The sequence below is a fragment of the Runella sp. genome (assembly GCF_027484545.1).
In the GTDB taxonomy this organism is placed as follows: Bacteria; Bacteroidota; Bacteroidia; order Cytophagales; family Spirosomataceae; genus Runella.
In genome coordinates this window covers 1-13,032 of the sequence record NZ_JAIXST010000306.1, presented here as the reverse complement: position 1 = coordinate 13,032, position 13,032 = coordinate 1, and the positions used below count along the sequence as shown (strand labels likewise).

Here is a 13,032-nt window from a genome sequence, read left to right as displayed (position 1 = left end):
CGAAAATCCGTTACATTACTGGTTACCACGCCGTTGATCACCGTTGTCGCGGGTTCATTGATGGTGTAGATATAGTCGTTGGTAGCCCGTTGAGAACCGATATTGATGACGTTACTAGTATTTCTTGTGAAGTTAAAACCTGCCAAAAGTGTAAAATTGTGTTGATTGCGTATATCAAAATCGTATTGTAAAATCTGATCAATCATCAACTGACGCGATTTATTAAAATTCTGATTTTTTTGTCGTTGGGTTCCGGGCTGAATTTCCGAAGCGGGCGTTTGTTTTCTAAAAAATTGGTACGAATAATCTTCGATGGTATACGCCAATGCGGGTTTGAAGTGAAGCCCTTTGAGAATTTCCAAATCACCCGCCAATCGGGAAATGAGTCGTTCGGTCGAAACGCGGGTGTCGTCGTACTGTAAAGTATGAAAACGGTTACGTACCGAATACACTTCTCCTGGCATTGGGTTGCCGTCGTCTTTAAAAATACGTATCAAAGGGGTAACGCGGGTAGCGCGCGTCAAATCATTGAGGAAATTGTCAACGTAGTTGGGTTGCACGTTCTGGTAATTAACCATGGCATCCAATTTAAACCTGTCCGACACTTTGAATCCAAAATTTCCCAAAGCATCGTACCGTTTGTAGTTCGTCCCCACAAACGTCCCCACTTGGTTGTTATAACCGAGAGAGACATTGTAGTTGGCTCTTTCACTGCCCCCGTTGATGGCCACATTCTCGTTTTGGGTAATACCAGTATTCCATAACAAATCTTCGTAATTGTTATCAGCAAAGAGCAATTTTGTTCCCGGATTGATGGGGTCATCCATCGTTTGCCAACCCTTTGCCAATAAATTATTGACGTAATCCTGACCTTCCACCGCTACAATGTTGTCATACAGTGCGGTTAGATTTATGTTCGCTCCATACTGACCCTTAGCGGTATACACTCGCGTGCCTGCCGAAAAACCACCGTTATTCAGTAAGGTAGGTTTATCAATCAGGTCAAAGGTACTTTTAACCGTTGTACGGGCCAGTGTCAGGTATTCACGAGCGCCGATGTATTTGTAATCCCGTGATTTGGTCTCCCAAGTCGTTCGATGATTGACGGTTACGTTCGGTCTGCTGTTAAATTTACCTCCTTTGGTTTTAATTACAATGACCCCGTTGGCCCCTCTCGCCCCGTAAATAGCCGTGGAGGCAGCATCTTTCATTACCTGAAAGGACTCAATATTATCAGGATTGATATCGTTTAGTGACCTGAAAACACCATCAACTACTACCAATGGATTGGTATTGTCGGCACTGCCTACCGCGTTTCCTCCCCCACCACCATTTCCCTGACCATATACGTTCAATTTGGTACCTCCGCGAATAATAATATTGGTTGCTCCGGCTCCCGGCTGCCCAGAAGTAATGGGCACAGAAACTCCGGCAATTTTTCCCTGAATCGCCTGTACAGGATTCGGGTTGGTGACATTTTTAAGCTCTTCCGGATTGAGTTTGGAAACAGCCGCCGTGCTTTTTGCCTTCGATTGCGTCGTATACCCCACCACTACAACTTCTCCCAAAGACTTGATATCGGCTTGCAGTTTAACATCAACAATGCCTCTGTCTCTCACTGCAACTTCCTGTGGTTCAAATCCTACATAAGAAAACACAAGGCTTCCCTTACGAGGAACAGAAAACGTGTAACTGCCCTTGGCATCTGTAGTTGTACCGATTGAGGTGCCTCGTACTGTAATGCTTACACCAGGCAAGCCCTCGTCAGAGTCAACCGATTTTACGGTCCCTTTGACCGTGATGTTGGTGTCTTGGGCTCTTGCCTGCTTAAAGAAAAGCAAACAGCAACAGGTCATACAACCAAAAAGGTAGTAAAATTTCATATTTTTAGAAAGGTTTTTTAGTGGAAGAGTTTATGTTTTAGTAGTTATGTACTACATAATTGCAAATGTAAAATGTTTACAACTTTATTTCCAACTATTTTTTAGAAAAAAAGTACAAAAAGAAGTAAATTTAAATCGGAGGAGTAAAAATTGGGGGAGATTATTTCTTCGTCAAGCGACTGAAGTGAGGTTTCAGGTGTTCTTTCATCCCTTGTCGAAAATCCTCGGCATCGCCTGTTTTGAGCAATTGGACCAAATCACGGTGGGTTACTTTTCCTACTTCTACCTTCCCGTTTGTTTTGATTTCGTAATCCACAACGTATTCAAAGACGGGCAATAACATACTTTGAAAACGCAGGAACGTATCATTTTCGGTCATTTGGTACAATTTCCCGTGAAAGGCAATTTCATTTTTAACCCGAAAAGGTTTTTGAATTTGATGAACTTCCTGATTGACGATCTCTTCGAGCTCTCGAATATCTTCGTCGGTTTTACGAACATAAATCAAATCGGCCAAACCCATCTCAAGCACCAATCGTAACTCAAAAATATCCTGTAAGGTCTCCTGCCCTAAAATAAGCGGATCGAGCACGCGTTCAAATGAGCCTAAAATATCGGGTTGGGCCAAAATCATTCCGCGCTTTTTCTTGGTTTCTATCATCCCCAACATCCGCAGGCGGCTCAATGCTTCCCTAACAACGTTGCGACTGACACCCAGAGCATCAGCCAATTCCTGCTCTTTGGGAAGAGCATCGCCCGGGCGAAATGATTTTTTCTTTAAAAATTCTCTTAAACGAAGCTCCACAACATCGGCCATTGTGGAAGATTGGATGGGAAGAAGATCAGTCGTTAAATCATTCATGGGTATTTACTAACTTTTAGTCAAGACCCGCAAAGCTAATAATTTCTTTTGTAGTACATAATATTATTCCCAAATCACCTCAATCACCTCATTTTTGAGATCGATGGTGGTACGGGCTTCTCCTTCGCGGCGCTTTAGCGTAAGTTGTCCGTCGCGCATACGCACAATTTCCTGCGCCATTACGTGAATCGCGTTCTTTTTGTGAAAGACCGAAACCATATCTGTCGCTTCAGGAAGTTTAACGGTAAAAGAAGTTCCCTCGGCCTTTACTTCTTTGGAATAGGTAGAGTTGGACTCGGCGGGGTTTTGAAGCAATGCCAATGCCCGCGAAGCCAAAGGCACGCCATAGCCTATAAAGTTGTTGCCATAAGGGTATAAATGCGCTGATTTTTCAATCAAACTAATCAATTGCTTATTGGTCAACGTAGGATTAGCCTGCATCAAACAGGCGGCAAAACCCGTAATCACAGGGGCGGAAAGTGAGGTACCGTATAGTGAAAAACAAGACACGTTGGGTTTGAGATACGGCAAAAATTCGGGACCTATGCTGCTGTAACCGATTCGATTCCAATAGCGTTGGTTGGTGGCACCAATCGACAATACTCCCTGAGCATCGGCAGGTGTAGAAATAATGCGCCAACTTGGGTCATCTCCTTCATTACCAGCCGAAACAACGACCAAAATCCCTTTTTTATCAGCGGCTATTTGGGCAGCGCGGCTAATTACACTCGTGTGTCCGTCCATTTGGTTGGGCTGATAATTGTCGTTAGGGTCGGTAAACCCTTTGGCATAGCCAAGCGATGTATTGATAAGACGAACGCCCAAGCTATCCATCCATTCCATGGCCGCTACCCAATTATCCTCTTCGCCACGCCATTCTCTGGTTCCGTGATCGGTGCGGGCCAAGTAAAATTGAGCATCGGTCGCTAATCCATGTTGGGTATTTTCTGCACGATTTGCCCCTGATATGGCACTCATTACTTCAGTTCCGTGGAAATCAGAAAACGATTCGGGAGTTGTATAAAACTTATCGGACAAATTCAGGGAAGGGTTGACATAATCCCGTTTTTCTAAAATCGCGTTTCTATCAAAGATATGTTTCAATAAATCGCTGGTAGGAGCTTCCAGAAAACCCGCATCAATCACTCCAATCGTAATTCCTTTTCCAGTTAATCCTGCTTTTTTAAATTCTTCGGCTTGAATTTGGGTCATCACCGGCACCATGGTAGAACGGCGCGAATTAGATGTTTTGGCAACATAAAAATTCCCGTCCATCGGTTGCAGTCCCGTCACAAAGGGAAGCGCCCGAACTTGTTGTACCTGATCGTTGGTCAATTGAGCAGATACTGCATTGAGCCAACGGGAAACAGTTTTCGGCTGACAATTGACCGTTTGCAGTTGTTGTAAATAATCCTTTTTTACCGGCAAATCAGTTTCATCGTACAAAGCAAGTCCTTGTTGCAGTCGATTTTGGAGAGTTTGCGGCGAAACCGCGGGAGCATCCTGAAGATTTTTGTCTTTAAGAAATATCCAATACCGCTTTTGAGCAAAGGAAACAGTACTCCATGTCAAAAGAAGCAGCCAAGCGCTTTTGCGAAAATTAATCATTACGTAATATTCAAAAGGATTAAGAAAACGTATTTTAGATAATTTTCGGATGCGGAGCCGAAAACTTTAGCTAAATAACAAAAAAAATCTAACTTTTCCCCTCGAAAACAACAATATAAACGCAAATCTTCGAAATAATAGGATAGTGGTAAATAACATTTTATTCACAAAAAGCAAAGAATATATGACATTTAATTACCATTCATAACCGGTTGGGCAAAATTATGACCGCCTTGGGAAGCACTGCTCTTTTTCAAAAAAGGCAATAATTCAACAATGATTTTTGGCTTTAGGCATAGCGATTAGCCAACGGATTGGTTAATATTGCCCCAACAATACATCTCAACCTTTTACATCTATGTTTTCGAGAGATACCTACGTCGGACGGCGTCAACACCTGAAAAAATCAATTTCAAAGGGCTTGCTGCTCTTTTTGGGCAACGAAGAAACAGGCATGAATTATGCCGACAATACCTACCACTTTCGTCAGGACAGTACATTTTTGTATTATTTCGGGCTTGATAAAGCCGGATTTGCGGCGGTGATTGACGTCGAGTCGGGTGAAGAATGGATTGTGGGCGACGAAATCACCATGGATGACATCATTTGGGCAGGACCGCAACCTACCTTGCGCGACCAGGCAGAGCGAGTGGGCGTAGCCCAAATTTTGCCAAAATCAGCCCTTGAAGCCAAAATCAAAGGCAGCCTGAGCAATGGACGTGATGTTCATTTTTTACCTCCTTATCGTCCTGAGCACACCTTTAAACTTCACAAATGGACGGATTGGTCAGTGACCGAAATTCCGCAAAAAGCGTCTCGCGAATTTATCCAAGCCGTTATCAATCAGCGGTCTTACAAGACAGACGAAGAAATCATTGAGTTGAACAAAGCCGTCAATATTACGGGACAAATGCACCTCAACGCCATCCGTGCCACTCACGCCGGCAAATATGAATATGAAGTCGCAGGAATGGTACATGGCACAGCCCGCAGTGGCGGCGGCGATTTGGCCTACCCCATCATTTTATCCGTTGACGGTCAGACCCTGCACAATCACTACCACGGCAATGTGTTGACGAGCGGACGACTGGTAATGGGAGATTTCGGGGCAGAAACTGCGACGCACTATGCCGGCGACATTACCCGTACGTGGCCCGTTGATAAAACCTTTACCCAACAACAAAAAGAAATTTACCAGATTGTTTTGGATGCTAATATCAACGTCATTAACGCGCTTCGCCCTGATGTAAAATACCTTGATTGTCACCTAATTGCGTGGCGTACTATTGCCGAGGGATTAAAAAATATGGGTCTGCTGAACGGTGATGTGGACGAAATGGTAGAACTCGGTGTACCCGGGTTGTTTATGCCCCACGGTGTAGGGCACATGATGGGTATGGATGTGCATGACATGGAAAATCTCGGTGAAGAATACATCGGCTACCGCGAAGGAATCACGCGGAGCTCAATATTAGGCTTAAAATCGCTTCGATTGGCCAAAGAACTGGAAGCGGGTTTTGTTTTGACCGTTGAACCCGGGCTTTATTTCATTCCCGAACTGATTCAATTGTGGGAAACTCAGGGCAAGTTCGAGCAGTTTATTGATTATACTAAACTAAAACCCTATTTCGGATTTGGCGGAGTGAGAATTGAGGACAACTACCTCATTACTACCAATGGCGCGCAACTCCTCGGTGACCCCATCCCCAAAACCATTGCGGAGATTGAAGGGTTGAGATAATAAGAGAGAACGTCGGCGAGGTTTGAAACCTCGCCGACGTTTTTATCCGACGTTAGAATTTAAAAACAACAATGAACGAATGCGGTACCAACCAATAGACTCCTCCCTTTTTATCCAAAACCGTCAGCGGCTTTATCCTCTTTTGAAACCCAAAAGTCTGGTAATTCTGAATGCCAACGACATCATGCCCACCAACGCCGATGGCACCATGGGTTTTAAACAAAACTCGGATTTGTTCTATTTGTCAGGAATTGATCAGGAAGAAACCATCTTAGTACTTTTTCCCGAACATCCCGACCCTAAGTTCCGTGAAGTACTGTTTGTGCGGGAAACCAACGAAACCATTGCCGTGTGGGAAGGCGATAAACTGACCAAAGTACAGGCGACCGAGCGGTCAGGCATTTCGCGCATTCATTGGACAAACCAGTTTGAGACCATTTTCAGTCAGATGGTTTTTGAGGCCGATTACGTTTACCTCAACACCAACGAACATCCCCGCAGCGATGTTCAGGTACAGTCGCGCGATGCGCGATACATTCGGGACTTCAAAGAGCGCTACCCGTTGCACCGATTGGAGCGATTGGCACCGTTGACCTATTACCTGCGGGCCACCAAACAACCGCAGGAAGTTGAATTGCTGAAAAAGGCCATTAATATTACCAAAGATGGTTTTTTAAGGGTATTACAATTTACGAAACCCGGCGTGCAGGAGTATGAAATTGAAGCCGAATTTGCCCACGAATTTCTTCGTCAACAGTCCAAAGGTTTTGCGTATACGCCCATCATTGCTTCGGGAAAGAATTCGTGCGTGCTGCATTACATCGAAAACAATCAACCTTGTAAAGAAGGAGACATTTTATTGCTGGACGTGGCTGCCGAATATGCCAACTACAACGCTGACCTGACACGCTCTATCCCCGTCAGCGGACGATTTACGCCACGACAGCGTGAAGTGTATGACGCAGTTTTGCGCGTTATGAAAGCCGCCCGGGCTATGTTGGTGCCCGGAAATGTATTGGATGACTACCAGGCAGAAGTAGCCAAGGTCATGGAAAGTGAATTGTTGGGATTGGGTTTATTGACCAAACAGGACATTGAAAAACAAGACCCGGATTGGCCCGCTTACAAAAAATATTTCATGCACGGCACCTCACATTTGTTGGGATTGGATGTTCATGACGTGGGCAGTCGGTACCGCAAATTTGCGCCCGGCATGGTTTTTACCTGCGAACCGGGCATTTATATCCGAAAAGAAAGCCTGGGTATCCGACTTGAAAACAACATTCTCATCACCGAAACAGGCAATATTGACCTCATGGCCCACATTCCGATTGAAGCGGAAGAAATTGAGGAGTTGATGAATTAGTTTTGAGTTTGCAAGTTTACGGTTTACTGTTTGGAATTAAGGGTTTATAAGTTTTCAGTTCCTTCTCAGCTTTTAAAACGTAAACCGTACAAGCGGCTCCACCTCAACCTTAAAACAATAAACTTTAAACAGTAAACCCAAAACCGTAAACCCTGAACTTAAAAAAGTGAACTCATTTCTCACCGAAGATATACTGAAATTACTCATTGCGGCGGGATTAGGTGCGTTGATTGGGGTGGAACGTGAATATCACAGCAAATCAGCGGGTTTACGGACGATGATTTTGATTTCCATCGGTTCGACGCTGTTTACGGTAATTTCGGCAAAATTGGGTGGCGACGCGGGACGAATTGCGGCCAACATCGTAACGGGCATTGGATTCATTGGCGGCGGTATCATCTTCCGCGAAAACAACCGCGTGGTAGGTATCACCACCGCCGCCACGGCTTGGGCCACAGCGGCTTTGGGAATGTGTGTCGGAATCGGTTATTACGAAATTGCCACGGTCTCTTCGGGCATTGTGCTTTTTGTACTGTATGCGCTTGTCCCCGTTCAGAATATCATCAAACGACGCAATCAACTTCGGAATTATCGTATTGTATGTAAATTTCAACAGAAGACGCTTAAAAACTATGAGATGCTTTTTAGAGAATTGGACTTGGACGCCAAACGCGGTATCCAAAGCCGCGTTGGAGATACGATTACAGGAACGTGGATAGTACAAGGCTCGGAACGAAAGCACGAAAAATTGACAAAAATACTCCTAAACGACCCTGAGGTCATTGAATTTGATTTTTAATTCCTTTACCGTTAAATAAAATGCTTTACCAATTATTTTTCGGGATGTTATTTTTTTGCTTAATTTACTAGAGCGTGTTCAACCATGCAGCCCATCAGCTCATTTATTAAATAAATAACCGTTTCCATAAGACATGACATCCGAAAAACGAACGGCACTGATAGTAGGCGCGAGTGGATTAGTGGGAGGAAAATTGGTATCTCAGCTTTTAGCTTCGGAAAAATACAGTCACGTAAAAGTGCTGGTACGCAAACCGTTTGACCTTATCCACCCCAAATTAGTTTCTCTCATTTTTGATTACGACCACCCTGATACCTCATTGGTCAAAGCCGACGACATCTTTTGCTGCTTGGGTACCACCATGAAAAAAGCAGGCTCTAAAGAAGCATTCTATAAAGTAGACTATACCTATCCGTACGAAATCGCCAAAATAGGACTAGCCAATGGTGCCACCCGTTTCGCCATCATCACTGCCATGGGAGCCGACAGCAAATCTCTGTTTTATTACAACCGAGTCAAAGGAGAGATTGAAGAAAATCTCAAGAAACTGGGTTATGAAACTCTGCTGATTTTTCGTCCTTCACTGCTTGTGGGGCATCGTTCGGAATCGCGTTTTGGAGAAAAGCTGGGCAAACGAATTTCTAAGTTTTTAAAACCGCTCATTCCGGCTAAATACCGTGCCATTGAGGCAAAAAAAGTAGCCAAAGCAATGGTTGCTATTACCTCCAGCAATGTAAAAGGTACGCTCGTATATGAGTCAGATGTGATGCAGGAATTCTGATTCTAACTCGTCTATGGATTTAACAACCCGATCCGCCACCGCCTCAGACGTAGCCACTATTTACAATTTTCTCTGTGAATTAGAGGAAGAAACGTTCGATTTTGAATTGTTTCAACACATCTTTACTCGTAATCTTCAAAACCCCGATTGCCATTACTTTTTGGCTTTTGATGGCTCACTGTGTGTGGGTTACGCGAGTGTACACGCGCAGTGGCTCCTGCATCATTGCGGGAAAGTCGGCGAAATTCAGGAGATGTTTGTCATTGCAGATTATCGAAGCAAAGGTGTCGGCAGTTTGCTTATTGAGCAACTGAAAGCTGTATCCGAACGCGAGAATTTTAAGATTTTGGAAGTAACTGCCAACAAAAAAAGACTGGATACGCATCGCTTTTACGAACGTCAGGGGCTGGAACGAACGCACTTTAAGTTTGTCAAAAAATTGAAGTAGCCCTTTGATTTCCATGTCTTTGTACGATATGCCCCTGCGTTGAATAAATAATGCCCGAATGAATTTCCTGAAATCACTGCTCGTCCCACTTTTTATGCCCTTTTGGGCAGTGGCACAATTAACTCCGTCGTTTACAGAAGAACGTTTTCTACGAATTGACGATTTTACCAACGGAGCAACTTCCTTACAGCCTTACCAATCGGCGCTCCCGCTATTTTCTTACGTTCTCAATGGCAAATACGCTACAACAGAACGGGTAACTTTTCAGCGGGAAAACGGGAAATTAAATTTTGTTTTAGAAAATAAACTAACCGTTTCTTACGCCAAACTTGACTCCGTAAAGGGTTATTATCAGGCTACAATTACGTTTACCAACACGTCTGTCGATACGCTTCGACTCAGCAATGTAGTACCGCTGGGCGAATCCAACAATCACGTTTACATCACCGGGTTAGGAAATCATTCGCTGTCGCGAGCGCATTTGTTTCGGCCCGGCTTTGCTCCCGTCAACGTAATTCTTCCCGATAATGCCTGGGAATTGGGGTTTTCAGCAGTAGCTGCGGCCAAAGGCAATGTATGTGCATTGATGCGACGAGTAAAGTGGGAGAAAGCGACCCGAAGACGCTTTGAAACCGTTTTGCCGCCCAACAGCAGCGTCACGTATCATCTTTGGTTGGAAACGTATACAGGCGATTGGCAGGAAGGTTTACGGCAAATTTTCCAAAACAGAAAACTATACGACCTCTCCAATTTCGACAACGCACTTTTTGAACGTCCTGATTTGCAATGGATTCGTCAAAGTTACGTCATTCATTTGATGATGGCGTGGGATAAACGTTTCTTGGCTGCCAATTCTTCCAAAAGCAAAAAGTTAAGTTTAACAGGATTTGAAAAGCTATACGGCGGCGACGATGTCGTGGGAATTTGGCCTACTTGGCCCACGCTTGGCCTCGACCAACGCAATCAATTTGATTTGTTTAAAGACCTCCCCGGCGGATTACCCCGCCTCAAACAAATGGGAAGTGAGATGCGGACGCAGGGCACAAAATTGTTTTTGTGCTACAACCCATGGGACGAATCTACCCGCGACGCCAACAACCCCAAAGCACACTTCAAAGGTCTCTCCGACCTGATTGCCGCTACCAATGCCGACGGAGTGGTGTTGGATACGCGCGGCAGCAGCAGTCGCGAACTTCAGGAAGCCGCCGACCAAGTACGCAAGGGCGTAGTGATGTACAGCGAAGGCATGGCGATTCCGAAAGACATGCCAGGCATTGTGGCCGGGCGCGTCCATAATGCGCTGTATTACCCGCCGATGCTGAACCTAAATAAGTTCATCAAACCAGAATTTGCCATTTTTCGCGTAGCAGAACAATTCAAAGAACGCATTCGCCGCGAATTTGCCACGAGTTTTTTCAACGGCTACGGCACCGAATTGAACGTTTTTCAGGCCGGCACACCCGATTGGGTAGAAGAAGATTACCGTTTTTTAGGCCAAACTACGCGAATTTTGCGAGAAAACAGTTCGGTGTTTTTAAGCAAAAATGTCACGCCGCTCATTCCAACAACTCGCGATGGAATTTTTGTGAACAAATGGCAAGATTCCACCAAAACACTTTACACGATTTTCAGCCTGATCCCCGAAGGATTCAGTGGTCCCTTGTTTGAAGTACAACCCCGAAAAGGCTATCATTTTGTCGATTTATGGAATCACCGCGAGCTAAAACCCGTATTTCAAGGCGGGAAATGGTATATCGAAGCTGAAACAGAGCCTTTTCATAAAAAATATTTAGGTACAAATAATGAAGGGGCAGTAGGGTGTATAGCAGAAATGCCTAATTTGATTGAGTACATAGAAGATCTTCTTCCGATTTGGGTTAACCGAAAAGGGAGTTTTCGCTGCTTTATTGACAATCCAAGTTATGAAACTAAGTTTATTGAAAAAAAGGCACTTGGAAGCAATTCATCTCATGGATTTACAAATACGACCTACTGGGCAATTTTTCCAGATTCATTACATACATTTTTTAGCCGTTTTCCTCACAAAATAATCATCCAATTTTTTGACACCCATAAAGTGATGTTAGATGAAATGATTACTGAAATAGCCGTGGACAAGCCACGAAAGTTATATCAGCCACATAGGTTCAATCATTTAAATTTAAACAAAAGCTTACAAGAAGAACTCAAAGAGCATTATAGCGTATTAGATCATCCACAAACCAACGAAGTTCTAATCCCCGCAGGCCGCTATCTCCACAACACCACTCACGGTGATGTATTTTTGCCTTACCCTACTCCTGACACATCCACACACTCGATAGGTGCATTCCTGATGGATAGAAACTTGGTTTCCAACGCTGATTTCAAGAAGTTTCTGAGCGTCACCCATTACAAACCCAAAGACGCTGCCAACTTTTTGAAACACTGGAAAAACGGCCAAATTCCCGAAGGAGAAGAAAATAAACCCGTCGTGTATGTCTCGCTCGAAGATGCGCGGGCGTATGCCAAATGGGCGGGGAAACGCTTGCCCACCGAGCAAGAATGGCAATACGCCGCGGAAAAAGATTCGGTATTAAAAACGTCGGCAAGGTTCCAAACCTTGCCGACGTTAACCCTGCCGACCGGTCCGCCGGTGCGGTTAAACGAGCTTCAAGGCGTCGTTTGGCAACTGACCGACGATGAGTACGACGCAGGCCAATACCGCTACATCATGCTAAAAGGCGGCAGCTATTTCAAACCGATGTCGAGTTGGTGGTATGTGCAGGGCGGCTCTCAACCGCTGACGCATCAACAGATTTTACTGCGGGTATCAGAAGGTTTTGAACGTAATGCAACGGTGGGGTTTCGGTGCGTGCGGGATTAAAAAAACACCTGCATATTGTTGAAGGTGCAGGTAGATTTTATTGAGTTTTACCAAGAACCTTGTCGAGTGCTGTCCTTAAAAAATTGACTTCGTCTTGCAATAATGTGATTTTACGTTCGTAGAGTTCGCGTTCTTTATTGGTAAGGCCATTGTTGAAAACAAAGCCGTTGGTTTCACTTCCTTGTTGATTTTCCGCTATCTTATGAATGACCAGACCGCTATCGAAAGTGAGTAAAGACACTACATCAATGCCAAGTAGCTCAGCTATTTTTTTGAGGGTAGAATAACTGATGTCCGTTTCCCCACGCTCTATTTTGCTGTACGCAGCTTGTTTGATACCCAGTTGAGTTGCCATATTATCTTGGGTTAAATCCTGAAGTTCACGGATTTTTCGAATTTTTACACCTACCAATTGTATAAAGAAAATATTTTATTACTTGGCTAAAGTACAAATCAATCATAATTAAAAGGCATAATAAAGTGATTTTATTTGGAAAAAATCCAAAAGATGCTGACAATCATCATTATACGACATTTAAAATAGTCGTATAAGTAATAAAATACTACTCAATTTACTTTGTAGAGAAATCAAAGGATTTTAAGTTTGCAACAACCAATGATTCACACAGCGGCCGAGTGGAGAAATGTTGGGAGGAACGAATGTTTAACCTGCAAAAT

At 44.1% G+C, this 13,032-nt stretch carries 10 protein-coding genes; 6 read left to right on the top strand and 4 right to left on the bottom strand.

The window, feature by feature from the left end; genetic code table 11:
• The 3 genes from Q0081_RS27585 to Q0081_RS27575 all read right to left on the bottom strand — a co-directional run.
• Positions 1–1,883, bottom strand: a 1,883-nt coding sequence (locus Q0081_RS27585) for a SusC/RagA family TonB-linked outer membrane protein (RefSeq protein WP_298361160.1), incomplete at its 3' end; no start/stop codon positions are given.
• A gap of 160 nt (positions 1,884–2,043) precedes the next feature.
• Entirely contained in the window at positions 2,044–2,745 is a 702-nt protein-coding gene (locus tag Q0081_RS27580) for a FadR/GntR family transcriptional regulator (protein ID WP_298361158.1), read from the bottom strand.
• Positions 2,746–2,808: 63 nt separating this feature from the next.
• Positions 2,809–4,353: a S8 family serine peptidase gene (locus tag Q0081_RS27575; protein WP_298361155.1), complete on the bottom strand. Its 1,545-nt coding sequence runs from the start codon at positions 4,351–4,353 to the stop codon at positions 2,809–2,811.
• A 358-nt stretch (positions 4,354–4,711) separates the two neighbouring features.
• Here Q0081_RS27575 and Q0081_RS27570 point away from each other — a divergent pair, with 358 nt between their 5' ends.
• The 6 genes from Q0081_RS27570 to Q0081_RS27545 all read left to right on the top strand — a co-directional run bounded on the left by Q0081_RS27570 (position 4,712) and on the right by Q0081_RS27545 (position 12,354).
• On the top strand, positions 4,712–6,094 hold the full coding sequence (locus Q0081_RS27570; protein ID WP_298361153.1) for an aminopeptidase P family protein: 1,383 nt from the start codon (positions 4,712–4,714) through the stop codon (positions 6,092–6,094).
• 79 nt (positions 6,095–6,173) lie between these two features.
• Positions 6,174–7,460, top strand: a complete 1,287-nt coding sequence (locus tag Q0081_RS27565) for an aminopeptidase P family protein (protein ID WP_298361151.1) — start codon at positions 6,174–6,176, stop codon at positions 7,458–7,460.
• 166 nt (positions 7,461–7,626) lie between these two features.
• Positions 7,627–8,259: an MgtC/SapB family protein gene (locus Q0081_RS27560; RefSeq protein WP_298361149.1), complete on the top strand. Its 633-nt coding sequence runs from the start codon at positions 7,627–7,629 to the stop codon at positions 8,257–8,259.
• Positions 8,260–8,392: 133 nt separating this feature from the next.
• Positions 8,393–9,040 (top strand): oxidoreductase, encoded by a 648-nt coding sequence (locus Q0081_RS27555; RefSeq protein WP_298361145.1) that lies wholly within the window; start codon positions 8,393–8,395, stop codon positions 9,038–9,040.
• Between the two features lie 13 nt (positions 9,041–9,053).
• The gene (locus Q0081_RS27550; RefSeq protein ID WP_298361143.1) at positions 9,054–9,488 is read left to right on the top strand and encodes a GNAT family N-acetyltransferase; all 435 of its coding nucleotides are present in this window, start codon (positions 9,054–9,056) and stop codon (positions 9,486–9,488) included.
• A gap of 58 nt (positions 9,489–9,546) precedes the next feature.
• Complete coding sequence (locus tag Q0081_RS27545) at positions 9,547–12,354, top strand: SUMF1/EgtB/PvdO family nonheme iron enzyme (RefSeq protein ID WP_298361141.1); 2,808 nt, start codon at positions 9,547–9,549, stop codon at positions 12,352–12,354.
• A gap of 37 nt (positions 12,355–12,391) precedes the next feature.
• Here Q0081_RS27545 and Q0081_RS27540 read toward each other — a convergent pair whose 3' ends face one another.
• Positions 12,392–12,766, bottom strand: coding sequence for a helix-turn-helix domain-containing protein (locus Q0081_RS27540; protein WP_298361139.1), 375 nt, complete (start codon positions 12,764–12,766; stop codon positions 12,392–12,394).
• Between the last annotated feature and the right edge of the window lie 266 nt (positions 12,767–13,032).